The organism is Limnohabitans sp. DCL3, from assembly GCF_048019295.1.
Classification (GTDB): Bacteria; Pseudomonadota; Gammaproteobacteria; order Burkholderiales; family Burkholderiaceae_C; genus Limnohabitans_A.
The window spans coordinates 2,282,320-2,307,376 of record NZ_CP171842.1; the positions used below are offsets into that span (position 1 = coordinate 2,282,320).

General features: G+C 60.4%; 21 protein-coding genes. 10 read left to right on the forward strand and 11 right to left on the reverse strand.

Annotated elements, in window-relative coordinates:
• Position 1: 1 nt before the first annotated feature.
• Positions 2-904 (reverse strand): polyprenyl synthetase family protein, encoded by a 903-nt coding sequence (locus ACHEXK_RS10445; protein WP_416545922.1) that lies wholly within the window; start codon positions 902-904, stop codon positions 2-4.
• Complete coding sequence (gene xseB / locus ACHEXK_RS10450) at positions 901-1,155, reverse strand: exodeoxyribonuclease VII small subunit (protein WP_416545924.1); 255 nt, start codon at positions 1,153-1,155, stop codon at positions 901-903. Before xseB ends, ACHEXK_RS10445 begins: the two co-directional genes overlap by 4 nt.
• 284 nt (positions 1,156-1,439) lie before the next feature.
• On the opposite strand from xseB, the gene ACHEXK_RS10455 reads away from it, so the two are divergent.
• Genes ACHEXK_RS10455 through ACHEXK_RS10465 form a run of 3 tightly spaced genes read left to right on the forward strand, consistent with a single transcriptional unit; the run spans position 1,440 to position 4,344 of the window.
• Positions 1,440-2,567 carry an aromatic ring-hydroxylating oxygenase subunit alpha gene (locus ACHEXK_RS10455; RefSeq protein ID WP_416545926.1) on the forward strand — a complete coding sequence of 376 codons (1,128 nt, stop codon included), beginning with the start codon at positions 1,440-1,442 and terminating at the stop codon, positions 2,565-2,567.
• Positions 2,568-2,580: 13 nt separating this feature from the next.
• Positions 2,581-3,468, forward strand: a complete 888-nt coding sequence (locus ACHEXK_RS10460) for a DMT family transporter (protein ID WP_416545928.1) — start codon at positions 2,581-2,583, stop codon at positions 3,466-3,468.
• Between the two features lie 18 nt (positions 3,469-3,486).
• Positions 3,487-4,344: a sulfurtransferase gene (locus ACHEXK_RS10465; RefSeq protein ID WP_416545930.1), complete on the forward strand. Its 858-nt coding sequence runs from the start codon at positions 3,487-3,489 to the stop codon at positions 4,342-4,344.
• Positions 4,345-4,354: 10 nt separating this feature from the next.
• Here the strand turns inward: ACHEXK_RS10465 and ACHEXK_RS10470 are convergent, their stop codons facing one another.
• The gene (locus tag ACHEXK_RS10470; protein WP_416548925.1) at positions 4,355-5,158 is read right to left on the reverse strand and encodes a ZIP family metal transporter; all 804 of its coding nucleotides are present in this window, start codon (positions 5,156-5,158) and stop codon (positions 4,355-4,357) included.
• A gap of 67 nt (positions 5,159-5,225) precedes the next feature.
• The gene (locus tag ACHEXK_RS10475) at positions 5,226-6,122 is read right to left on the reverse strand and encodes a dienelactone hydrolase family protein (protein WP_416545932.1); all 897 of its coding nucleotides are present in this window, start codon (positions 6,120-6,122) and stop codon (positions 5,226-5,228) included.
• Positions 6,123-6,212: 90 nt separating this feature from the next.
• Between ACHEXK_RS10475 and ACHEXK_RS10480 the strand changes: the two genes are divergently transcribed.
• Positions 6,213-6,857 carry a glutathione S-transferase gene (locus ACHEXK_RS10480; protein ID WP_416545933.1) on the forward strand — a complete coding sequence of 215 codons (645 nt, stop codon included), beginning with the start codon at positions 6,213-6,215 and terminating at the stop codon, positions 6,855-6,857.
• 3 nt (positions 6,858-6,860) lie between these two features.
• Here the strand turns inward: ACHEXK_RS10480 and polA are convergent, their stop codons facing one another.
• The gene (gene polA / locus ACHEXK_RS10485; RefSeq protein ID WP_416545935.1) at positions 6,861-9,701 is read right to left on the reverse strand and encodes a DNA polymerase I; all 2,841 of its coding nucleotides are present in this window, start codon (positions 9,699-9,701) and stop codon (positions 6,861-6,863) included.
• A gap of 345 nt (positions 9,702-10,046) precedes the next feature.
• On the opposite strand from polA, the gene ACHEXK_RS10490 reads away from it, so the two are divergent.
• Together ACHEXK_RS10490 and ACHEXK_RS10495 are read left to right on the forward strand one after the other, a co-directional pair.
• Positions 10,047-11,009 (forward strand): homoserine kinase, encoded by a 963-nt coding sequence (locus tag ACHEXK_RS10490; protein ID WP_416545937.1) that lies wholly within the window; start codon positions 10,047-10,049, stop codon positions 11,007-11,009.
• A gap of 4 nt (positions 11,010-11,013) precedes the next feature.
• Positions 11,014-11,814 (forward strand): BPSS1780 family membrane protein, encoded by an 801-nt coding sequence (locus ACHEXK_RS10495; protein ID WP_416545939.1) that lies wholly within the window; start codon positions 11,014-11,016, stop codon positions 11,812-11,814.
• A 5-nt stretch (positions 11,815-11,819) separates the two neighbouring features.
• Here ACHEXK_RS10495 and ACHEXK_RS10500 read toward each other — a convergent pair whose 3' ends face one another.
• Positions 11,820-12,296, reverse strand: coding sequence for an FKBP-type peptidyl-prolyl cis-trans isomerase (locus ACHEXK_RS10500; protein ID WP_416545941.1), 477 nt, complete (start codon positions 12,294-12,296; stop codon positions 11,820-11,822).
• Between the two features lie 27 nt (positions 12,297-12,323).
• On the reverse strand, positions 12,324-14,732 hold the full coding sequence (locus tag ACHEXK_RS10505; protein ID WP_416545943.1) for a UvrD-helicase domain-containing protein: 2,409 nt from the start codon (positions 14,730-14,732) through the stop codon (positions 12,324-12,326).
• A 166-nt stretch (positions 14,733-14,898) separates the two neighbouring features.
• Between ACHEXK_RS10505 and ACHEXK_RS10510 the strand changes: the two genes are divergently transcribed.
• Entirely contained in the window at positions 14,899-15,771 is an 873-nt protein-coding gene (locus ACHEXK_RS10510) for a peptidylprolyl isomerase (protein WP_416545945.1), read from the forward strand.
• A 246-nt stretch (positions 15,772-16,017) separates the two neighbouring features.
• Complete coding sequence (locus ACHEXK_RS10515) at positions 16,018-16,995, forward strand: GMP reductase (protein WP_416545947.1); 978 nt, start codon at positions 16,018-16,020, stop codon at positions 16,993-16,995.
• 57 nt (positions 16,996-17,052) lie between these two features.
• Here the strand turns inward: ACHEXK_RS10515 and ACHEXK_RS10520 are convergent, their stop codons facing one another.
• The gene (locus ACHEXK_RS10520) at positions 17,053-17,958 is read right to left on the reverse strand and encodes a LysR family transcriptional regulator (RefSeq protein WP_416545949.1); all 906 of its coding nucleotides are present in this window, start codon (positions 17,956-17,958) and stop codon (positions 17,053-17,055) included.
• Between the two features lie 119 nt (positions 17,959-18,077).
• Between ACHEXK_RS10520 and ACHEXK_RS10525 the strand changes: the two genes are divergently transcribed.
• Both ACHEXK_RS10525 and ACHEXK_RS10530 read left to right on the forward strand, forming a co-directional pair.
• A complete protein-coding gene (locus tag ACHEXK_RS10525; protein ID WP_416545951.1) occupies positions 18,078-19,055 on the forward strand; it encodes a Bug family tripartite tricarboxylate transporter substrate binding protein in 978 nt (325 codons plus the stop codon).
• Between the two features lie 28 nt (positions 19,056-19,083).
• Positions 19,084-20,289, forward strand: coding sequence for a M20 aminoacylase family protein (locus tag ACHEXK_RS10530; RefSeq protein WP_416545953.1), 1,206 nt, complete (start codon positions 19,084-19,086; stop codon positions 20,287-20,289).
• Between the two features lie 67 nt (positions 20,290-20,356).
• Here ACHEXK_RS10530 and ACHEXK_RS10535 read toward each other — a convergent pair whose 3' ends face one another.
• The 3 genes from ACHEXK_RS10535 to ACHEXK_RS10545 form a co-directional block, all read right to left on the reverse strand.
• Positions 20,357-21,229: an alpha/beta hydrolase gene (locus ACHEXK_RS10535; RefSeq protein ID WP_416545955.1), complete on the reverse strand. Its 873-nt coding sequence runs from the start codon at positions 21,227-21,229 to the stop codon at positions 20,357-20,359.
• 20 nt (positions 21,230-21,249) lie between these two features.
• Entirely contained in the window at positions 21,250-23,478 is a 2,229-nt protein-coding gene (locus tag ACHEXK_RS10540; protein ID WP_416545957.1) for a TonB-dependent receptor plug domain-containing protein, read from the reverse strand.
• 125 nt (positions 23,479-23,603) lie between these two features.
• Positions 23,604-25,055: a DEAD/DEAH box helicase gene (locus tag ACHEXK_RS10545; RefSeq protein WP_416545959.1), complete on the reverse strand. Its 1,452-nt coding sequence runs from the start codon at positions 25,053-25,055 to the stop codon at positions 23,604-23,606.
• Between the last annotated feature and the right edge of the window lie 2 nt (positions 25,056-25,057).

Sequence of the window (25,057 nt, forward strand, 5' to 3'; positions counted from 1 at the left end):
ATCAGTTGTTTCTTTCTACCACCATGGCAGTCAGCGCACGCAGCGCGGCCAAACGGGCCTCGGGCAAACCGGTCTCGGTCAGCGCCTGCATGGCCTGAGCCGCCAAGCTGTCGGCATAGGCCTTGGCCGCATCCAAGCCCATCAGCGCCACATAAGTGGGTTTGTCGGCTGCTTCGTCTTTGCCCGCAGTTTTGCCCAGTGTGGCCGAATCGGCCGTCACATCCAGCACATCGTCCACCACCTGAAAGGCCAGTCCCAAGGCCTCGCCAAAACGCTTCAGCGCCGTTTGCACTTGAAGGGACACCCCCGGCACACAGGCTGCGCCCATCTGCACGCTGCACAGCAGCAGTGCACCGGTTTTAAGGCGGTGCATCTGGCGAAGCTGCGCTTCACTCAGGCTTTGGCCCACGCTGGCCAAGTCGATGGCCTGGCCGCCTGCCATGCCTTGGTAGCCCGAAGCGCGCGCCAGCAAGGCCACGCAGTCGGCCTGCACTGGAGCGCTCACGCTGGCCTGTGACGGGGTGAGTATTTCAAACGCCAAAGTTTGCAAGGCGTCACCGGCAAGCAAGGCTTGCGCCTGACCAAACTGCACATGCACCGTGGGTTTGCCACGCCGCAGCACGTCGTTGTCCATGCAAGGCATGTCGTCGTGGACCAAGGAATACGCATGGATGAGCTCGATGGCGCAAGCGGCGTTGAGCGCTGCCTGGCTGCTCTCGCCATCGCCCGCCGCTTCAGCGGTGGCCAGGACCAGCAAAGGGCGCAATCGCTTGCCGCCATCGAGGACGGCGTAGCGCATGGCCTGCCCCAATTGGGCTGGGGATTCGGCCGCGATGCAAGCCGCCAAAGCTTGCTCCACCCGCTCGAGGTGCGGTTGCATCCAGGCCCTCAAGTCCATGCTCATGCGCCACTCCAAGGTTTGAGTTGCCCGCCGTCCAGCACCTGGATCTGGTCTTCCACCGCTTTGAGTTTGTCGCGGCAAAAAGCCAGCAATACAGCGCCGCGCTGGTAACCCGACAACAGTTGGTCCAAAGGCATTTGCCCGGACTCCAACTGCCCCACCAAGGTCTCCAGCTCAGACAAAGCCACTTCATACGTGGCAGGCAAATCTTCCGCAACAGCGACAGCGAGGTCAGGTGGGGCAGCCTTGGGCATGGGGTCTTCCAGCAAAAAACCCGATTTTAGGCGTTAAGCCTTGACTTGGCTGACAGTTGGTCATGTCAGGCCGACAAGACGCGCCGCATTGGCCCCACTCGCACTGGCGCACTGGGCTCAGGCGCTTTGCAGACAATGCGCTTGCCGCGCACCTGCAATCACCTCACGGGTTAGAATAAGGGCTCATCGGCAGGTTTAACCTGTCATTTTTTTGCGCGGTTTTCCTTGAATTCAGCGCTTTGTCCCTGCCCCTTCATAGGGGGAGTCTCTAGGTCAGGTCACCCATGTCTGATTTAAGTCTTCAACTGCAGCAGGCCGCAAGCCAACTACCAGTTTCCACTTATTTCGATGAGGCGCTGTTTCAGCGCGAATTGAAAACCATCTTCCAGCAAGGCCCTCGCTATGTGGGCCACCAACTGGCGGTTCCCCACCCGGGCGATTACTACGCCCTGCCCCATGAGGCTGAGGGTCGGGCTTTGGTGCGCAACGCCCACGGCGGGGTCGAACTCGTCTCCAACGTCTGTCGCCATCGCCAAGCCATCATGCTCAATGGCCGGGGCAACCTTGGCGCGCAGCAAAAAGGCAGCGCCGGGGGCAATATCGTGTGCCCACTGCACCGCTGGACCTACTCCCCCAGTGGCCAGTTGCTGGGCGCGCCCCATTTCGCCCAGGACCCCTGCCTGAACCTGAACAATTACAAGCTGCAGGAATGGAACGGTCTTTTGTTCGAGGACAACGGCCGAGACATCGCCGCCGACCTGGCCGACATGGGCCCCAGAGCACTGCTGAACTTTGACGGCTACGCCCTCGACCGGGTTGAGCTGCACGAGTGCAATTACAACTGGAAAACCTTCATTGAGGTTTATTTAGAGGATTACCATGTCGGGCCCTTCCACCCCGGACTGGGCCATTTCGTCACCTGCGATGACCTGAGCTGGGAGTTCAAGGAACATTACTCGGTGCAGACGGTAGGCGTCTCGGGTGCCTTTGGCCAGCCTGGCTCAGACACCTACAAAAAATGGCACGACGTCTTGCTGAAATACCGCAACGGCCAGCTGCCCGAGCGCGGCGCCATTTGGTTGACCTACTACCCGCACATCATGCTGGAGTGGTACCCCCATGTGCTGACAGTCTCGACGCTGCACCCGATCAGCCCCGACAAAACGCTGAACATGGTGGAGTTTTACTACCCCGAAGAGATCGTGGCTTTCGAGCGCGAATTTGTGCAGGCCCAACAAGCGGCCTACATGGAGACTTGCATCGAGGACGACGAGATTGCCGAGCGGATGGACGCAGGTCGCAAGGCCTTGTGGGCACGGGGCGACAACGAAGTCGGCCCTTACCAAAGCCCCATGGAAGACGGCATGCAGCACTTCCACGAGTGGTACCGCCGGCAAATGACCTCGCGGTGAGCGGCAAGCGCTGATGCAAGCCTCTTGGATGATTTTGGCGTCGCTTTTTTTTGCGACCATGAGCGTTTGCATCAAATTCGCTGCACCCCACTTCCACACTTTTGAGTTGGTGTTTTACAGGGGATTGATTGGCATGGCTTTCATGGCCACGCTTTGCCGAGTACAGAACGTGCCCCTGAGCACCTCCATTCCCATGATGCATGTGTGGCGCTCCATCATCGGGGTCGCATCACTTTCAGCCTGGTTTTATGCCATTGCGCACCTGCCCTTGGCCACGGCCATGACACTCAACTACATGAGCGGTGTTTGGGTGGCCGCATTCTTGATCGGCGGCACCTTGGTCATGGGCCGCGTGCAGGACATTGGACGCCAGGGGCCACTGGTGCTCACGGTGATCGCGGGCTTCAGCGGCGTGGTCATGCTTTTGCGGCCCACCATCGAGCAAAACCAGTTGTTTGCAGGCGTCATCGGCTTGTTGTCAGGTCTTGGCGCCGCATTGGCCTACATGCAAGTGGCGTCTCTGGGCCGATTGGGCGAGCCCGAATCGCGCACAGTGTTTTACTTTTCGATGGGCACCACCTTGGTGGGTGGTGTGGCCATCTTGTTCACGGGGGCCAGTGCCTGGACGTGGCCCAACGCGCTGTGGCTGTTGCCCATCGGGGTGTTGGCTGCACTGGGGCAACTGAGCATGACCATGGCCTACACCAAGGGCTCGACGCTGGTGGTGGCCAATTTGCAGTATTCAGGCATTGTTTTTGCCGCGCTTTACGGTTTATTCTTATTTGGCGACCACATCCCCCTGATGGGCTGGGCGGGCATGGTGCTCATCATCTTGAGCGGCATTGCCTCAACCGCTTTGCGCAGCCGCACCCTGCCTCGCGCCCCGGCCGAAGAACATTGAATTTTGGAGACCCAAGCCATGTACACCTTGCTGATCACCGCCGCTCAATTGCAGGACCTGCAATCCCAAGGCAGGCCTTGTGCCGTGCTCGATTGCAGCTTCGATCTGATGAAACCCGAGTTGGCCGAAGGTTTGTTTGAGAGCGAACGCATCGCAGGTGCCCTGCCGGCCCATCTGGACAAGAACTTGAGCAGCCACGCCCCCGGACAAGCCGTCAACGGGGGGCGCCACCCTTTGCCGCAACGCGAGACCGTGGCGCAATGGTTGGGCAGCCTGGGCATCGACAACAGCATGCAAATCGTCGTGTACGACCGTCAAAAAAGCGCCTATTGCGGCCGCTTGTGGTGGATGCTGAAATGGTTGGGACACGACGCTGTGGCGGTGCTGGACGGTGGCCTGCAGGCCTGGAAAGACGCCGGCGGCGCATTGGCGACCGGCGCTTCACCCACAACCACTCCTGCGCACTTCGGCTTGAACGCGCCACTGCGCCAATTGGTGCTGACAGACGCTGTCGCCAACGGTTTGGGCCGCCCGCACCAAACCATCGTGGACGCCCGCGCCGGTGCGCGTTACCGTGGCGAAATGGAACCACTCGACCCGGTAGCAGGGCACATTCCCGGCGCTCTGAACCGGCCATTCACCGAGAACTTCACCGAAGACGGCCGTTTCAAAAGCCCGGAACTGCTCAAAGCCGAATGGACCGAGGTGCTCGCTGGCCGCCCGGCCAGCAGCGTGGTGCACCACTGCGGCAGCGGCGTCACCGCCGTGCCCAATGTGTTGGCCATGGAGTTGGCCGGTTTCGGCCCCACCGCTTTGTATGCCGGCAGCTGGAGCGAGTGGAGCCGCACCCCCGGCCTGCCGTGCGCCAAGGGCTGAGGCCCCAAGCTCAGTGGCTGTGACCCGCTACAGCGCTGATCAACACCACCATGCCCATGCCCACACCCAGCCAAAAAATTTGGGCTGCGGTTTCCCGGGCAGACAGTCGTTTTTGCAACTGCGGAATCAAGTCGGCCAAGGCCACATAGACAAAACTGCTGCTGGCCACCACCAAAAAGAAGGGCAACCAGTCGTGCAATGCGTCAACCAGCACATAGCCCACTGCGCCACCGAAAGCCGTGATGGCCCCCGCCATGGACACCTTGACAATCGCAGCGCGGCGGCTAGAGCTGCCTTGGCGCAAAACCGCCAAATCACCCATGTGGTGGGGCACTTCGTGCGCCAGGACCGCCAAGGAGGCGATCACGCCCAAGCGCATGTCGGCCATGAAGGCCGAGGCGATCAAGATGCCGTCGCCAAAACAATGGACGCTGTCGCCGGCCAAAACAGCCCACTGCCCTCGCGGTGTTTGCTCTGAGACCGTGCCATGGCTGGCATGTGCGTGGTGTTCATGGTGCCCGTGGTCATGCCCGTGGCCGTGTTCATGCCCATGGTGCCAGAGCTCAGCCTTATCGAGCAAAAAGAAAAAAACCAAACCAAGCAACAGCGTCAGAAACAATTGATGGGCACCGGCCTCGCTCTCAAAGGCCTCGGGCAGCAAATGTAAAAACGAGGTGGCCATCAAGGCCCCTGCGGCCAGACTCAACATGTGCTGGGTGTAGCGGCTCAAAATGCCAAAACTCAGCCACGCAGCCACCCAAACGCTGCCAATGCCTGCCACCAAAGTGCCCACCAAAATCGCCAATAAAGTCATCATGTATCCCGGAGTGCCGTGCACCCCATAAGAAACCGCCCCGAAGGGCGGTCTCTGCGTTCAAAAATCAGGCAACGCCATGGCGCTTGAGCCAGGCCAGCAAGCGCTGCCAGCCATCGTCTGCCGCCGCCTTGCGGTAGCTGTGGCGGTAGTCGGCATGGAAAGCGTGAGGAGCCTCAGGATAAACCACAAACTCGCTGGCTTTGGCCGCTGCGGGTCCTTGGGCCAGTTCAACTTTCATCTTATCAACCGTGTCAAGGGGGATGCCCGTATCGGCTGCGCCGTACAAGCCCAGCACCGGGGCTTTGAGGTTACCAACCAACGCCAAGGGGTGCGAGGGGTTTTGGGCCGTGGTGTTGCCCACCAAACGGCCATACCAGGCCACGCCGGCTTTGAGTTTGGGTTGATGCGCCGCATACAACCAAGTGATGCGCCCACCCCAGCAAAAACCGGTGATGGCCAGTTTGTCGGTGTTGCCTCCATGGGCAGCGGCCCAGGCAACCGTGGCGTCCAGATCGCTCATGACCTGCGCATCGGGCACTTTGGAGATGATTTCAGATTGCAACTTGGCGATTTCACCGTACGCACTGGGGTCACCCTGGCGGACAAACAACTCAGGCGCGATGGCCAAATAGCCGGCTTGGGCCAAACGCTTGGTCACATCGGCGATGTATTCGTGAACGCCAAAAATTTCGGAAATCACCAACACCACCGGTAAACCGGTCTGGCCCGCTGGGGCGCTGCGGTACGCGGGCATCTTGAAGCCATTGACATCAATCGTTACCTCGCCCGTCACCAAACCGGTCGCTGGCGTTTTGATGGCCGTTTGCGCCATGATGGGCATGGCCGCGGCAGCGTAACCGACACCCAAAGCCACTTGGAGTGCAGTGCGGCGTGTGGCGACAGCGTCCCCCGGGCGTCCGCCCAACAAGGCTTGCGTGTCTTCAATCAGGTCGTGGTTCAAGGGATGTCTCCTCGGTCAATCAATAAAAGGAGCGTCATCTTGGCACAGTCGCTGCGGACTTGCACAAGGGCGGCGATTTAAACTGGCGCCATGTCCGAGATCGCGCTGCCTGTCCTGTATTCGTTTCGCCGCTGCCCCTATGCCATGCGGGCCCGTTTGGCCCTGCAGGTCAGTGGGGTGGCGCATGAGTTGCGAGAAGTGGTGTTGAAACACAAACCAGCGCATTTTTTGGCCCTGTCGCCCAAAGGGACGGTGCCTGTTTTGTGGCTGCGCGAACCAGGCGCTGAGCATGTGCTGGAACAAAGTCTGGACATCATGTTGTGGGCCTTGGGTCAGCACGACCCCTTGGGCTGGTTGCCCGGATCGCCGTCGTCCATGGCCGACGCGATGGCCTTGATCGCACACAACGACGGTCCCTTTAAAAGCCAATTGGACCGCTACAAATACCCCAACCGTGCGGGCCTGGTCAGCGGACAGGCTGACCGCGATGGGGCTGCAGCCAGTTTGCTGTCACTCGATGCCCGACTTCAGTCTCAGACTTTTTTGGCCGGCGAACGATGGGGCTTGTTGGATGCGGCCATCGCCCCCTTTGTGCGTCAATACGCCCACACCGACCCCGCCTGGTTTGCCGCGCAGCCTTGGGGGGCTTTGGTGCGGTGGCTGACCGACTTTGAAAACTCGGACCTGTTCACCGCCATCATGCACAAACACCCACCCTGGCAAGACGCCACTTGACACTCAGTGCGCTTGCTCCCAGTTGGGACCGAAGCCCACCTCGGCCAGCAGCGGCACTTTCAAATGGGCCACGCCTGCCATGATGCGCGGCACTTCAGTGCGTACCCACTCGACTTCTGACTCCGGCACTTCAAAAACCAGCTCGTCGTGCACCTGCATGATGACTTGGGTGGTCTTGCCCTGTTCGTCCAGCGCTTTTTGCACCGCCACCATGCTCAGCTTGATCAGGTCGGCCGCCGTGCCCTGCATGGGCGCGTTGATGGCGGCACGTTCGGCCCCGGCGCGGCGCGGGCCGTTGGGGCTGTTGATCTCGGGCAACATCAGGCGGCGGCCGAACACGGTCTCCACATAGCCCAGCGCCTTGGCCTGTTCGCGGGTGGCGTCCATGTACTGCTTGACCCCCGCAAAGCGTTCAAAGTAGCGGGCGATGTAGTTCTTGGCAGCGGTGTTGTCGATGCCCAAAGCCTTGGCCAGACCAAAGGCGCTCATGCCATAAATCAAGCCGAAGTTGATGGTCTTGGCGTAACGGCGCTGCTCGCTGCTGACCGCATTGGGCGTCGTGCCAAACACCTCTGCGGCGGTGGCTTTGTGCACGTCCAACCCTTCATGAAAAGCTTTGAGCAAGGCCGCATCGTCGCTCAGGTGCGCCATGATGCGCAGCTCGATCTGGCTGTAGTCGGCGCTGGCGATCACGCAGCCGGACGGGGCCACAAAGGCCTCGCGCACCTTACGCCCTTCGGCGGTGCGCACGGGGATGTTCTGCAAATTGGGGTCGTTGCTCGACAAGCGGCCCGTGACGGCCACCGCCTGTGCGTAGTGGGTGTGTACGCGCCCCGTGCGCGGCAAGGCCAGCTGCGCCAGTTTGTCGGTGTAAGTGCCTTTGAGTTTGGCCAGACTCCGGTGCTCCAGGATGCGGGCGGGCAGCGGGTAGTCTTCGGCCAGTTTTTCCAACACTTCCTCGTCGGTGCTGCGGGCGCCGGTGGCGGTCTTTTTGATGACGGGCAGACCCAGTTTGTCAAAAAAGATTTCGCCCAACTGCTTGGGGCTGGCCAGGTTAAAGGGCTGTCCAGCGATTTCATACGCCTCGGTCTCGAGTTGCACGATGCGCTCGCCCAGGGCTTGGCTTTGCGCGGCCAGCGTAGGGGCGTCGATCAGCACGCCGTTGCGTTCAATGCGGTACAGCGCTTCGCTGGTGGCGATCTCCAGGTCGTAGACATACTTCAAACCCGCATGGGCTTGGATCTGGGGCCACAGCACCCGATGCACGTCCAGGCACTGGTCGGAGTCTTCACAGGCATAGTGGGCCGCTTTGGCCACGTCCACCTGTGCAAATGGGATCTGGTGCACGCCCTTGCCGCACAGGTCTTCGTAGGCGACGCCCCGGCGGCCCACATGGCGCTCAGCCAAGCTGGAGAGGCCGTGCGGTTTGTGCACTTCCAGCACATAGCTTTGCAGCATGGTGTCGTGGGCATAGCCCTGCACCTCGATGCCGTGGTTGGCAAACACATGGCGGTCGTATTTGATGTTCTGGCCCAGCTTGTGGCGGGCCGGGTTTTCGAGCCAGGGCTTGAGCTTGGCCAGCACCTCGGCCAAAGGCAGCTGATCGGGTGCAGCCGGGCCGTTGTGGGCCAGCGGAATGTAAGCGGCCTCGCCCGGTTTGACGCTCAGAGAAATGCCCACGATCTCGGCGCGCATGGCGTCGAGGGATGTGGTTTCGGTGTCGATGGCCGTCAATGTCGCTTGCTCGATCTTGGCCAACCAGAGGTCAAACAAGGCCCAATCGAGCACGGTTTCGTATTGCAAATCGCCTTGCACCGAGCTGGCGGCAGTGTCGAGCACAGGCGCTGATTCCGGCACATCGTCAGATGCCGAACCAAACAAATCCCCCATGCCCGTGTCTTTGGGCTTGGCCGCTTTGGCTTTGGCCACTGGCGCAGGCACGGCGCCGCCCAGCGACTGCACCAGCCCCTTGAAGCCATAGGTTTGGTAGAACTGGAGCAGCTTGTCTTTGTCAGGCACGTGCAGGTGCAAACTGGCCAGTGAGGGCAAATCGGGCACCCAGGCGCTCAAGTCGCAATCGGTTTTCATGGTCACCAGCGCCCTGCCCTGGGGCAACCAGTCCACCGCCTGTCGCAGATTCTCTCCAGCTACACCCTTGATGTCGTGGGCGTTTTCCATGAGCTTGTCGAGTGAGCCATATTCGAGCAGCCACTTGGCTGCCGTCTTGGGCCCGACCTTGGCCACACCGGGCACATTGTCCACCGTGTCGCCCACCAGGGTCTGGTAGTCGATCATCAACGAAGGCGGCACGCCAAATTCAGCGGTCACACCCGCCACGTCGCGCACCTTGCCGTTCATCGTGTCGATGATGGTGATGTGCGCGTTCACCAACTGACTCAGGTCCTTGTCCCCACTGGACACCGTGACTTGGATGCCCTGCTGCGCGGCCACATGGGCCAGCGTGGCGATCACGTCGTCGGCTTCAACGCCCGGCACATCCAGCACGGTCCAACCCATCAAGCGCACCAACTCGTGGATGGGCTCGATCTGCGAGCGCAAATCGTCGGGCATGGGGCTGCGGTTGGCTTTGTACTCGGGGTACAGGGCGTCGCGAAAAGTGGGGCCTTTGGCATCAAAAACGCAGGCGGCATAGACGGCGGGCACATCCTTGCGCAGCCGCTCCATCATGTTGATCATGCCGCGAATCGCGCCCGTGGCGGCACTCGTCGGGTCGCCGGGCACAGCCCGCAAGTCGGGCATGGCATGAAAAGCGCGGTACAGGTAGCTGGAGCCGTCGACCAGCAAGAGGCTGGGTTTGGATGTTTCAGGGGTGTTTTCGCTCATCCCCTGATTGTGTACCGGGTTGATACCCCAATGACAAAGAAGGATTGGGGGCTGGGCCTGTGTCAGGGTGATGTGGCAAAGCGAAGCGCCTCTGAACCCTGGCACAGGCCCAGCCCCCGATCCCCCCAACCTCGGCGCAGGCCCCACACACCATCGCTTCGCCAGCAAGGCAACGGACACGGGCAGACCCGCCAAGGGCGGACTGCGCTGGGCCTCAGAAGCGCTTCGCTTTACCACATCGGCCCAGCGCAGTCAGCCCTTGGCGGGTCATTGTTGGCTTGTCGCCCTCTACAATCCCTGTTTTCCCCACTAAGCCAGACCCTCTGGCGCTATGAGCCTCTTCCCATGGCGGTATTCACCGAAGTCTCTGAAGCCCAGGCCAACGACCTGATGCAAACCCTGAACCTGGGTCCACTCACCGCTTTGCGAGGCATTGAAGGCGGCATTGAAAACACCAACTACTTTGCAACCACCGACCAGGGTGAGTACGTGCTCACCCTGTTCGAGCGCCTGACACAAGAGCAACTGCCTTTTTACCTGTACTTGATGAAGCACTTGGCCGGGCGTGGCATTCCAGTGCCTGATCCAGAGGCCAACCGCGATGGCGACATCCTGCACACGGTGAATGGCAAACCCGCCGCCGTGGTCAACAAATTGGCCGGAAAAAGCCAGCTGCAACCCCAAGCTGTGCACTGTGCCGGGGTGGGCGACATGCTGGCCCGCATGCACTTGGCCGGGGTCGACTACAACCGCAAGCAGCCCAATTTGCGTGGCCTGACTTGGTGGAATGACACCGTGCCCGTGGTGCTCCCCTACTTGGATGAAGCGCAGGCCATTTTGCTGCGCAGTGAGCTGGCCTACCAGAACCATGTCGCAGAGAGTGCGGCTTATGCCGCCCTGCCCCGAGGCCCGGTGCACGCGGACCTGTTCCGCGACAACGTGATGTTCGACGGTGAGCAACTGACCGGATTTTTCGACTTTTACTTTGCGGGGGTGGACACCTGGTTGTTTGACCTGGCCGTGTGCCTGAACGACTGGTGCATCGATCTGCCAACAGGGGTCCACCACAACGAGCGTGCCCAGGCCATGCTGAAGGCCTACAACCAAGTGCGTCCGTTGAGCGGCGCTGAGCGAGAGCTGCTGCCTGCCCTTTTGCGGGCAGGGGCTTTGCGTTTTTGGATTTCCAGGCTCTGGGACTACCATCTGCCCCGTGAAGCGTCGATGCTCAAGCCTCACGACCCCCGCCACTTTGAACGCGTGTTGCGTGGGCGGCTCCAGCACCCTGTCACTGCGTCCTCCCTGATCTGAACCCATGAATCTGCAAATCGTTCCCGCCCGCGCCGGCCTCAAATGGGCTCGCCAGGGCATGCGCACCTTTTGGCGGCAGCCATTGGCCATGTCGGGCCTGTTCTTTTTGTTCATGGCCACGGTGTCGGTGGTCTCCATGGTGCCATTCATTGGGGGGGCCTTGGCTTTGGTGGTCTTGCCGGCGCTGACACTGGGCATGATGGCCGCGACCCAAGTGGCCAGCGAGGGCAAATTCCCCATGCCCAGTGTGCTGTTCGTGGCTTTCAAGAAGGGGCCGCACCGCCAAACCATGTTCATCTTGGGCGGCTTGTACGCGGTGATTTTTTTGGGGGTGATGGGCCTGTCCACCTTGGCCGACGGCGGCACGTTTGCGCAGGTTTACTTCGGCGGCGCACCCATGACGCCGGAAGTGGTCACGACCGATTCGTTTCAAACCGCCTTGTGGGTGTCCTTGCTGTTTTACGTGCCGCTGTCCATGATGTTTTGGCATGCACCCGCCTTGGTGCATTGGTACGGCATGCCTGCGGTCAAAAGCCTGTTTTTCAGTTTCATGGCCTGCTGGCGTAACCTCAAGGCCTTCACCGTTTATGTGTTGGCCTGGGGGGTGATTTTCATGTCGGCAGGTGTGTTGGCCATGCTGGTGGCCAGCTTGTTGGGCAACGCAGGCCTGATGATGGCCACATTCATGCCGATGGCCTTGATGGTGGCGGCCATGTTCTTCACATCCATGTTGTTTTCGGTGCGCGACTGCTTCGCCACCGATGTCTATGACGAGCCGCCCGCCAGCGCAGGGCAGCCCGACTGATGCGATCAGTGGTGGTGGCCGTGCGCACCATGGGCATGCCGGTGCGTGATCTCCTCGGCTGAAGCAGCCCGCACCTCTTGCACCGTCAAGGTGAGCGTCAGGTGCTGACCCGCCCAAGGGTGGTTGGCATCCAAGATGACTTTGTCACCCTTGATCTTGACCACGTTAAAGACTTGCTCCTGACCCTCGGCAGAGCGTCCGCGCAACTGCCCACCCACTTTCACGCCCGGCGGGAACTCGCTTTTGGGGATGGTTTGCATCAGGCTTTCGTCGCGCTCGCCAAAAGCGTCGGCCGGCGCCAGCTTCAACGTGGTGGTGAAGCCCACTTCCTGGCCCTCCAGAGCTTCTTCAATTTTGGGGAAGGTGTTGTCATAGCCGCCGTGCAGGTAAGCGGTGGGCTCTTGGGTCTTGTCGAGCAACTGGCCTTGGGCATTCACCACTTTGTGGTGCATGGTGACAACGGTGTCTTTGGTGATTTTCATGGGGCACTTTCAAAACAGAAATTGGATTCAAACCACGGTGAGTTTGGCCACGCTCAGCGCCAGCCATTTCACGCCGTGGCGCGGGAAATTGACCTGGGCACGGGCATCGGCCCCCGCGCCTTCGACGGCCAACACCTTGCCTTCACCAAACTTGGTGTGGAAGACGTTTTTACCCGCCGTGATGCCGTGCTCGGGTGCAGCTTTTTGCACAGGCACAGGGGGGCTTTTGTAGGTTTCGGTGCTCAGGCTGCTTTGTCCCCAAGCCGGACGCGCATGCCGGTTGAAAGCAGGGGTTTGCGGCCAAGCGCCAGAGGATGCGCCTGAGCCACCGACTTGTCCCAGGTTCGAAAAGCCGCCGTTTTTGGGCGTGACCCACTTGAGGCACGCTTCGGGCAACTCGTCCAGAAAACGGCTTTTCAGGTTGTAGCGGGTTTGGCCATGCAGCATGCGGGTTTGCGAGTGGCTCAGGTACAACCGCTTGCGGGCCCGGGTGATGGCCACATACATCAAGCGGCGCTCTTCTTCGAGGCCGTCAAAGTCATTCATGGCGTTTTCGTGCGGGAACAGGCCCTCCTCCAGTCCGGAGATGAACACCGCATCAAATTCCAATCCCTTGCTGGCGTGCACCGTCATCAGCTGCACGGCGTCTTCCCCGGCCTGCGCCTGGTTATCGCCCGCCTCCAGCGAAGCATGGGTCAGGAAGGCCGCCAAAGGGCTCATGATCACACCGTCCTCACTGAACGCATCGAGCGTGCCCAAGTCAGATGCGGGCGCGGCACTCACACCTTGGCTGGCCGGGCTTTGCGTGAGCGTAGCAGCCCCTTGTGGCATGGCCAGCGCACTGCGACCAAAACCCTCTTGCGTGACAAAACTCTCCGCCGCGTTGACCAATTCCTCCAAGTTCTCCACCCGATCGGCGCCTTCTTTTTCGGCGCGGTAGTGGTTGAGCAAGCCCGTCTTGTCCAGCACCAAGTGGATGATCTCGCGCAGCGTCATGCCCTCGGTTTGCTCGCGCAACACATCGACCATGGCCACAAACGCGGCCAAATTGGCCCCGGCCTTGCCGGTGGTGGCGCTCACCGCGTCGTGCAGCGAACAGCCTGCGGCACGGGCAGCGTCTTGCAACTGCTCAACGCTGCGGGCCCCAATGCCACGGGGCGGGAAGTTGACGACCCGCAAAAAGCTGGTGTCATCGTTCGGGTTCTCCATCAGGCGCAAATAGGCCAGTGCGTGCTTGATCTCGGCCCGCTCAAAAAAGCGCAAACCGCCGTACACGCGGTAAGGGAACCCGGCGTTGAACAACGCCGTCTCCAGCACCCGGCTTTGCGCGTTGCTGCGGTACAGCAGGGCCACTTCCTTGCGCTCAAAACCGTCGAGCTTGACCAACTGGCGCAACTCCTCCACCAGCCACTGGGCTTCGGCGAAGTCGGACGGCGACTCCACCACGCGCACCGGCTCGCCAGCGCCCTGATCGGTGCGCAAGGTTTTGCCCAAGCGGGTTTTGTTGTGGCTGATCAGGTGGTTGGCCGAGTCAAGGATGTTGCTGAAGCTGCGGTAGTTTTGCTCCAGCTTGATCTGGTGCTTGACCTGAAACTCGCGCACAAAGTCGGCCATATTGCCCACACGGGCACCCCGGAAGGCGTAAATACTCTGGTCGTCGTCGCCCACGGCCAAAATCGCACACTCACCGCCCTCGCCCGGCAGCCCAGCCAACTGCTTGAGCCAGGCGTATTGCAGCTTGTTGGTGTCTTGAAATTCGTCCACCAGGATGTGCCTGAAACGGCGGCGGTAATGCTCGCGCACATGCACGTTGTCGCGCAGCAGCTCATACGAGCGCAGCATCAGTTCGCCAAAATCCACCACACCTTCGCGCAGGCACTGCGCTTCGTACAGCTGGTACAGCTCCACCTTGCGGCGGGTTTCGTCGTCGCGCACCGGCACATCACCTGGGCGCTGGCCGTCTTCCTTGCAACCTGCAATGAAGTACTGCACCTGCTTCGGGGGGAAGCGGTCTTCGTCCACATTGAACTGCTTGCACAGGCGCTTGACGGCCGACAGCTGGTCTTGCGTGTCCAGAATCTGAAACGTCTGCGGCAAACCCGCCAGCTGGTAATGCGCCCGCAAAAACCGGTTGCACAGCCCATGGAAAGTGCCAATCCACATCGCGTTGACGTTGACCGGCAGCATGGACTGCAAGCGCAGCTTCATCTCTTTGGCAGCTTTGTTGGTGAAGGTCACCGCCAAAATGCCGCCGGGCGAGACCTGCGAGGTTTGCAGCAACCAGGCGATGCGCGTGGTCAGCACCCGGGTTTTGCCCGAACCGGCGCCCGCCAAGATCAGGGCGTGCTCTGGCGGCAGGGCCACTGCCCGGTGCTGCTCCTCGTTCAATTGGGCCAACAGAGGCGACGAAATGTTCGGTGGGGAATCTGGGAGCATGGGAGAGATTGTAAGAACAGCTTGGCTGCGCTCGAAAGTGGGTGATTTCATTGACTGAAAGACCGTGCAGATCGTGTGGCCAGAGCGTGAGAAATTTAACGATTTGATCAATGCAAGCAGTTAATTAATCAATAATCGCTTTTTTTAGTTTCCATCAATTTCGAACATGAAATCACTTCCCATCATGGCTTCCGTCTTGTTCATGGTCACCGCTTGCGGCGGCGGCGGGGGTGATGCACCCGTTGCCCCGGCAGCACCCACGATCACAGGCGTTTCTGTCAGTGCGCCGAACAACGGTCAAGTGACTTTGACGGCCAGCGCTACCGCTGGCGTCAACGCCTTTTGCATCAAGGCCACCGATACATTGCCTCTGGCCGATGACAATTGCTTCAGTGCATCATCCAATCTGGCCATCAACACTCCCGCAACGCCCACACGTTACTTTGTCTGGGGCAAAAATTCAGCGAATACCGTCACCACAGTATTCGAACGTGTGGTTGGCAATTGTTCAGTGGCGGGCGTCACCGCCTCCCAAGCGAGCAGCTTGCCTACCGTGTGCGTATCCACCAGCCTGGGGGAAATGGTGATCGCGCTGGAGTCAACCAAAGCCCCCATCACCACGACCAACTTCCTGCGCTACGTCAACGATGGTTTTTACAGCCAGACGGTGTTCCATCGCGTCATCTCGAATTTCATGATTCAGGGTGGTGGCTACACTCCCACTGGCGCCTACAAGACCACTGGGCTTAAGGCACCCATTGTCTTGGAACCCACCACTGTGACTGGTTTGAGTAACACAAGGGGCACGATCGCGATGGCACGCACCTCTGACTTTGACAGCGCCACGAGTCAGTTTTACATCAACGTGGTGGACAATGTAGCCAATACGAACAACAACCTTGATGGAAGTTCTGGCTATGCCGTTTTTGGTCAAGTCATCTCAGGCATGGCTACCGTGGACGCCATCCGTTACACGCCCGTGACAGGCTCAGTGCCTAACGTTTTGCCCATCATCAACTGGTCTTACCAACTCAAATGAAGCGAATGACTGCCTGCAATTGAACCATTGACCAACCAGTGCCAAGCTCCTTGTTGAAGGGACTGGACCCGGGTTAACCGAAATGGCCTTTGAAACGGGTAGAATCAGCCACCGGGCCCAAGATTCTTGCGCCCGGTTTTTTTTGCCCTGAACCTGCAACGGGTTCACCACAGGGGCCAGAAAACCGGCCAAGCCAAGCGCTCATTCGTTCCTTTTAACGATTCCTTTTTGGAGCTTGGTTTTCTCATGGAAATTTTTGATTACGACAACATCCTGCTGCTGCCCCGCAAATGCCGCGTGGAGAGCCGTTCCGAGTGCGACGCGGGTGTCGAACTGGGTGGCCGCAAGTTCCGCCTGCCGGTGGTGCCTGCCAACATGAAGACGGTGGTGGACGAGTCCATCTGCCTGTGGATGGCGCAAAACGACTACTTTTACGTGATGCACCGCTTTGACCTGGACAATGTCCAGTTCGTGCGCGACATGCACGCCAAAGGCGTTTACGCCTCGATTTCGCTGGGTGTCAAAGCCCCTGACCGCGCCACGGTGGACCAACTGGCCGCTGAAAGCTTGGTGCCCGAGTACATCACCATCGACATTGCCCATGGTCACGCCGACAGCGTGCGCGACATGATCGGCTACATCAAGGGCAAGCTGCCCGCCAGTTTCATCATCGCGGGCAATGTGGCCACGCCCGAAGCCGTGATCGACCTGGAAAACTGGGGCGCTGACGCCACCAAAGTGGGCGTGGGCCCCGGCAAGGTGTGCATCACCAAGCTCAAGACCGGTTTTGGCACCGGCGGCTGGCAGTTGTCGGCCCTGAAGTGGTGCGCCCGCGTGGCGACCAAGCCCATCATTGCCGACGGCGGCATCCGCAGCCACGGCGACATCGCCAAGAGCATCCGCTTTGGTGCGAGCATGGTCATGATCGGTTCGCTGTTTGCTGGCCACGAAGAGTCGCCCGGCCAGACCGTCGAGGTCGATGGTGAGATGTTCAAGGAATACTACGGCTCGGCGTCTGACTTCAACAAGGGCGAGTACAAGCATGTCGAAGGCAAGCGCATTCTGGAACCCATCAAAGGCAAGCTGGCCAACACACTGATTGAGATGGAGCAGGATGTGCAAAGCTCGATCAGCTACGCCGGCGGCACCAAACTGATGGACATCCGCAAGGTGAACTACGTCACTCTGGGCGGTGACAACGCGGGCGAACACCTGCTGATGTGAGGCCGCACAGGCTGGCTTGTCCACCCGAAGGGAGCCCAAGGCTCCCTTTTTTTTGCGTCAATCGACCAGCCGACTGGTCACAAATTGGCGGAAAACTGCCATCACGGGCAACTCGGTCCTGCCCGCCAGGGTGATGATGGCCAAGCGCGCGCCAGCGCGAAACGGTGGCTCCAAGGCCAGCTCCACCAGCGAGCCGTCGGCCAAGCCTTGGCGGGCCGCCCCCACAATCCCCAAAAAGATCGCATCGGTCTGGCGCACCACATCGATCAGGCTGGAGATTTCCTCGCACTGCAAAGTGGTCATCTGCGCCGGGTTGGCGCGGGGGCCGTAGTGGTCCACCATGGTGCGGGCCACTTCTTGCGACAGTGGTGTCGAGGCGATGGGGTAAGCCAGCAAGTGTTCAAACGGCACGGGCTTGGGCTGGCGGGCCAAAACCGGGTGTCCCTGTCGACACACAAAACCCGCACGCATTTCCACGATGCCCACCATGTTCAGATCCGGCGCGGCGTCCACTCGGCGCACATCGACCACCAAAGCGTCCAACTCCCGCTCCCGCAGCTGCACCAGTTGCAGCTCGGTCGAGCCTCGCGACACGGCCACCTGAACGGTCGGGTGGTGGACCGCCATGTACTGCAGCCATGGCGTCATCAGCATCGCACCTGGCCCGGAACCGAGCCCGACGCGCAAACTGCCCAACCCGCCTTGCTGCAACAAGGCCGCGCCTTGCCGAAGTTCTTGCGCCTCGTGCACGATGCGACGGGCCCGCTCCAGCACCGACAGGCCCAGCGGCGTGAGCTCGTTTTTTTTGCCAATGCGGTCCACCAGTGGCCCGCCCAGCTCTTCTTCCAGCACCTGGATGCTGCGGCTGAGGGCAGACTGGGTGATGTGCAGCTTTTCAGCGGCGCGGCTGAAGGAACCGGTCTCGGCCAAGGCCAACCAGTGTGCGAGGTGCTTGAGGTTCATTCATGCATTTTATGAATGTAAATTAGAAAAATAAGTCATTGGACACATGAATTTTGACTTCTTACGATCTGAACATGGTTTTCAAACCATCCGCCATTCAACATCCAACAGGAGACAACATGAACCTCAAAACCCTGCTGAGCAGTCTGCTCATCGCCGCCAGTGCTTTCGGCTCTGTGGGCGCGCAAACCTACCCCAGCAAAACCATCAGCCTGATCGTGCCCTACCCCGCTGGCGGCCCTTCTGACTTTTTTGCCCGCAAACTTCAGCCTGATGCGGCCGCCAAGTTGGGCCAGACCATGATCATCGAAAACATCGGTGGCGCTGGTGGCGCCATCGGCATGGCCAAGTTGCTCAGCTCGGCCGCCGACGGCCACACATTGAGCCTGGGCAGCCCGATGGAGCTGGTGCTGGCACCCATGGCCATCCAAGGTGTGAAGTACAAATCAGAAGACTTCAAACTGGTGGCGCAATTTGCCACCACGACCACCATCTTGGCCGTGCGCAACTCGCTCAACATCAAAACCGTGGACGAATTGCTGGCGCTCGCCCGTAAAAACGCCGACAAGCCCCTGAGCTACGGCAGCGTAGGCCCCGGTTCCTTGTACCACTTGGTGGGTGAAAAATTCTCGCAGCTCACCAAAGTCCAGATGTTGCACGTGCCCTACAAAGGCATTGCACCGCTTTTGACCGACTTGATGGGTGGGCAAATCGACATGGCTTTCCTGCCCATGGCCGGCTCGATTCCGCAAACCCTCATCGACGGCAAGATTCAAGGTTTGGCCGTGACCGCCAAAGCGCCACACCCTTTGTTCAAACAGTTCCCGGCCATGGCCACCATGAAAGGCCTGGAAGCCATGGACTTTGACATTTGGGCCGGTGTACAGGTGCACAAAAACACCCCAGACGCCGTGGTCAACACCTTGAACAAAGCCTTCTATGCCGCCGCCGAAGCGCCCGACAACCGCAAAGCGCTGGAGGGCAGCGGCAATGTGGTCCTGGCTTCGCGCAGCCCTGCTGAACTGGCGCGTGTTTACCAGGGCGAAATCGAGCGCTACCGGGCGATCGCTAAATCCATTAACCTCCAACCTCAGTAATCAACGCCGTTCACCAACGGTCTCTGCCATGAACGCACCCAGCGAAGCTTTTTTGCACGACAAACTGCACGACCTGCATGCGCAGGCGGATGAATTCATCGCGGTGCGGCGGGACATCCATCGTCATCCGGAAATGGGCTACAAGGAATACCGCACGAGCGACCTGGTGGCCGAGCAACTGTGCGCCTGGGGCTACCAAGTCACGCGCGGCTTGGGCGGCACGGGCTTGGTGGGCCAGCTCCACAAAGGCTCGGGCAGCAAAAGCATCGGTATCCGTGCCGACATGGACGCTTTGCCGATTGACGAAGCCACGGGCCTGCCTTACGCCAGTTGCAATGCGGGCATCATGCACGCCTGCGGGCATGACGGCCACACCGCCATGCTCTTGGCTGCGGCCAAACACATCGCCCAAAAAGGCGTTTTCTCGGGCACCGTGAACCTGATCTTCCAGCCCGCCGAAGAAGGTTTGGGCGGCGCCAAGAAGATGATGGCGGACGGTCTGTTTGAGCAGTTCCCGTGCGATGCCATTTTTGCCATGCACAACATGCCGGGGCAGCCACAAGGGCATCTGATTTTTCGTGACGGCCCGGCCATGGCCTCGTCTGACAACGTGACCATCACTTTGCATGGCAAAGGCGGGCACGGTGCCATGCCCCACATGGCCACTGACCCGGTGGTGGCCGGATCCGCCATCGTCTTGGGACTGCAAAGCATCGTGGCGCGCAATGTTGATCCGCAGCAAATGGCCATCATCACCGTGGGCGCGTTCAACGCGGGCGTGGCCAACAACGTGATTCCACAGACCGCCACACTGCGCTTGAGCGTGCGCTCGCTGGACCGGGATGTGCGCATCCTGCTGGAAAAGCGCATCACCGAACTGGTCAACGCCCAAGCACAAAGCTATGGCGTCACGGCCGACATCGACTACCAACGCGGCTACCCCGTGCTGGTGAACCACCTGGCCGAGACTGACTTGGCCCGCAGCGTGGCCGAAGAGCTGGTGGGCGCTGACCAAGTGCTGCGACAGGGCCGCGCGCTGAACGGCAGCGAAGATTTCGCCTTCATGCTGGAGAAGGTGCCGGGCAGCTACCTGCTGATTGGCAATGGCGATGGCACGGGTGACGGCCATGGCGCTTGCATGGTGCACAACCCGGGCTATGACTTCAACGACCAAAACGTGGCCGTGGGCTCGGCGTTTTGGTCGTTGTTGGTCGAGCGGTTTTTGCCCGCTTGAGGCTGCTGCACCGTTCACCCCCAAAGGCAAGCGCCAGGGCTAGCCCTTTGGAGGTGTGAGCGGCTGATCAGGCGGGCTGATCGATCAAGGTTTTCGCCAAGGCGTTGAGCCGAGTGCCCACACGCGTGAGGTCCGTGACCACACTGAAGTGGTTCAACCCGGCCAACTCTTCGCAGACGGGCACTGTCTTGGGACCCCAAGCCTGGTGGATCAAGCGGTTGTGGCGCAAAAACTCGGGGCTTTCATCGCCCCCCACCACGGTGAACAAAACACCACGGCGAGGCCGCTGCCATTTGGCCGGACTGGCCATGCGCACCTGCTCAGGGGTCAAGCGGAGATCACCCTGGACAAAAGGCGTCTTGCGCACGGGTGCCAAATCAAACAAGCCCGAAATCGACAGGGATTTGCGCACCAGGCCCGCAGGCAAATCGCGCCCCAGCTTCTTCCACTCGCACGCCAGCAGCATGGCCGCCAAGTGCCCGCCAGCCGAATGGCCGATCACCGTGATGTTATTGCGATCCCCCCCTTGCTCGGCAATGTGCCGCCAAACCCAAGCGGTGGCCCGCGCCATTTGCAGGGCGATGTCGGGCACTGTGACAGGCCGAGCTTCGCTGCCAGGACACAATGCGTAATTGACCACCACGACACAGGCGCCCATGTCGCGCAAGGCTGGTGCGACAAAAGAATGGTCCGACTTGTCCAGGCTGCGCCAGTAACCACCGTGAATGAAGATCACCACAGGTGCGTTGACCTTGGTGGCCGGAAAAATGTCCAAGGTTTCTTGGGGGCCTTCGCCATAAGGCACATCCAGCAGGGGCTTGAGCGTGTCGCGGGCTTGCACCGAGGCGTTTTTCCAGTGTTCGAAGTGATCCGCGAAATCGGGCACCAAGGCCCGGTTGTTGTACATGCGGTCGTGCCAAGCGGCGTCTTGGATGGGCATGGGTGTCTCCTTTGTGGGATTTATATTTTCATTTCCAGTCGCAGCTGAATATTGCGCCAATTGCGGTCGGTGGTGCGGGCTGTTTCGCTCAGGCCGCCCGTGTTGAACGTGGTGGCGGTCTCGTAGTCGCGCGGCAACAGATTGCTCACGGTCAAGCGCAAGGCGGTCGCTGCCGAAAAGCGCCACTGTCCGTACACGTCGACAACGCGTTTGATGCCCTGGTAAGACAGTTGCTCCTGGCTGCGCCGGGTCTCGTAATCGGGGTTCCAGTTGACATTGCCGCCCACCGTCATGGGCACGCCGCGAAGCCGGTAATCGGCCCCCAGGTTGGCGGTCATGCTGGGTTGTTGGTCCAGGCGGTTGTCAGGGCCGGGCACATCTTTCACCTTGGAGCGGAAGAAGCTCGCATTGCTGCGAATGTCCACGGGCCAAGCCTGGGCAAAGGCTAGGTTCAGACGGAATTTGGCCTCCAGCTCGATGCCTTGGGTGACGGCGTCGCCCACGTTTTGGGGAGACGAGACACAACGTGCCCCACCGTCAACCGTACAAGTGGTGGTGGTTTGGTAACGGATCAGGTCCTGAATGTTGCGCCGGAACACGTTGGCACTGAGCACCCCCCCACCCTCCAGATAGCGCTCGAAAGCCAGGTCTATCCCGGTGGCCAACTCAGGCTTCAAGTCGGGGTTGCCCACACGGTCAGGTTGGGTCGGGACGTTGTTGCCCGGGATGGGGTAATCACGCGAGTAGCGCAGCGGTGCCACCATGTTGTAGAGGGTGGGTGTCTTGTAGCTGCGCGTGAGGCTCATGCGAACTTGGTCACGCTTGGCCGGATCCGGCTTCCACAAGGCGTGCAGCAAAGGCGTCCACACCTGGCCCTTGTTGCGCTTCAAAGCCTCGCTGACCTGCCCCTCGGTCAGGATGCTCTCGTAGCGAAGACCGGCATAGGCTGACCAATTCGGGTTGATCTTGAACTCGTCTTGGGTGTAAGCCGCCCAACGGGCCGTGCGGGCTTTCAGGTTACCGCTCTCGTCGCCAGCACCCGCGCTGGCTTCCTCCACACGCCGCACGCCTTCGTGCTCCAAGCCACTGACCAGTTGGTGGCCGCTGTCCAACACCCGGGTCCACTTGGCGGTCAGGGTGTTGCTGCGATCGGTGAAGCGTTGTTCATCCGCAGCCTTCAATAAAAGCGCTTGGGACAGGTCCACAGGGGTCTGGGTGATGTGCTGATCGTATTGGGACTGGCCCCAGCCGAAATTCACGTCCAAACGGTCATCGGCCGACAAACGCTGGGCCCACTGCCCGTTCAATCGGGCGGCGGCATAGCGGCTGTGGTTGTCGGTCAGCGCCACGTCAGTGATGCTCGTCGATGTCAGAGGGCGGGCATCGATGCGGCCTTGAGCCGTGTATTCAGAATAAATCAGAAAAGGCGTCAAGGTCAGGCTTTTGCCCTGCTCGCCTTTCCACTGCAAGCGGGTGTTCGCATGCACGCCTTGGCGACGGCCTGAGGACTCGGATTTGCGCACTTGGTCATCACGGTAATCCGAATCGATTTCTGTCACGCTCTCGTCGGCACGTTGACTGTCCATGGCCGACAGCGTGAAGGTGCCGCTCACGGGCGATGTGTTCAGGTTGTGCACCCAATTCAACATGTTCGAGCCTTGGCCGTGCTCTTGGCTGCGGGTGATTTTCAAATCGTCTGGGGTGGCTTTTCGGCCCTCCCGCAGCACGATGTTGAGGGTGCCTGCAATGGCCCGGGCCCCGGTTTCGGCAGTCGGTGCGCGCAAAATTTCAATGCGCTCCACCTGCTCAGGGGTCAACGAGTCCACCGAAAAACCCGGCGGCATGCGCTGGCCATCGAGCAAAATTTGGGTATAGCCCCCGCCCAAACCGCGCATGCGGATGGCACCGCCCCGGCCAGGCGCGCCTTGCACCGTCACGCCCGGCAAGCGCTTGAGCACATCCCCCAAGGTCGCATCGCCTTGTTTGTCGATCTCTTCGCGGCCGATCACAATTTTGGAAGCACTGGATTCTTGGCGCGCTTCGGTGTCGGTGTTGCGCGTGCCGCGGATTTCGACTTGGCCCAAGTCGGTGGCTGCAGGGGCCGCAGCTGGGGCCTGCGCCAAGGCCACGCTTGGGGCACAGAGCAACACCACTGCCGATGCCACAAAACCCCGCGACAAACCAGACAAGTGCCCGGTCAAAGGCTGAGAAACAAAAGGGAGTGGAGGTGTGGGGAAGGTATCGCGCATGGGCCGATTTTGACAGCCTCCCATGACACCCGTTTGAAGCCCCGGTAAAGACCGGGTCTCAAGTCTGATCAATCCCGATCAATTCCTCAAGCACTGGCCCAGCGGGCCAACCCTTGCGCATGCGTTCATTCGCCGGACTTGAACAAGGCCGCCACTTTACGCTTGGGCTTGATGTTGGCCGAAATCGATGAACGAGGCGTTTGGGGGGTGCTGGGTTCCCAGCTGGGTGCCACATTTGAAGCGCTGGCTTCGTACGGCTTTTGGAAAAACGGATCGCGGTTGATCGGTGCAGGGCGAAAGCCCCCACGCCGCTCCTGGGGCGCATCCAAGGCATCACGTGGATCGTGCTCACGGCGGCGCCCTTCAGAAGCCCGCGCACGGGGCCGATCTTCAGCACGCTCCCCCCACTTTTCCGGTACTGGACCTGCAGGCCGTGTGTCCAGTTGCAGCGTTTCCACGTCAAGCTTTTTCTTGATCAGCTTTTCAATGTCCCCCACCAATCGGGTATCGGATGGGCTCACCAAGGTCACCGCCAAACCAGAAGCTCCGGCGCGGCCTGTGCGGCCAATGCGGTGGACATAGTCTTCGGCGTTGAATGGCACATCAAAGTTGAACACCGCCGGCACATCCTTGATGTCCAGACCGCGAGCGGCCACATCGGTACACACCAACAAATCCACTTCACCCTGCTTGAAGGCCTCGAGCGCCTTCAAGCGTTCGTCCTGGCTCTTGTCGCCGTGCAAAGCGGCTGTGCGCAAGCCTTCGCGCTCCAAAGAGCGAGCCAAGCGACCGCAGCCGAGCTTGCTGTTGACGAAGATGAACGCCTGTTTGATGCCCCGGTCGGTCAGCACCTTGCGGATCACGCGGCGCTTGTCATCGTCTTGGGCGGCGTAAAAACGCTGCTCGACGGTGGAGGCGGTTTCATTGGGCCGGGCCACCTCGATGGTGATGGGGTTTTGCAGATAGCTGCCCGCCAAGCGCTTGATCTCGGGGGAAAAAGTGGCCGAAAACAGCAGCGTGGTGCGCTGCTTGGGCAAAAAGCTCAAGATGCGCTGCAGATCGGGCAAAAAGCCGATGTCCAGCATGCGGTCGGCTTCGTCCAGCACCACATATTCCACCTGGTTGAGCACCGCGTTTTTGGCTTCGATGTGGTCCAGCAACCGGCCGGGCGTGGCCACCAGCACCTCGACGCCTTTTTTCAGCTCCAGCGTCTGGGGCTTCATGTCCATGCCACCAAATACCACGGCACTGCGCAATTGGGTGTACTTGGCGTAGAGCTTGATTTGTTGGGCCACCTGGTCGGCCAGCTCACGCGTGGGCAGCAGCACCAAGGCACGCACCGGGTGACGGGCGGGCGAGGTGGAGGGGTTCTCGTGCTTGAGCAGTCGCTGCAGCAAAGGCAGCGAAAACGCTGCGGTTTTGCCTGTACCGGTCTGGGCTGCGCCCATCACGTCCTGGCCCGTCAATACCACCGGAATGGCTTGGGCCTGGATAGGGGTCATGGATTCGTAGCCCATTTCGGCCACGGCTCGTGCCAGCGTGGGCGCCAGCGATAAATTGGAAAAAGAGTCGGTCATTA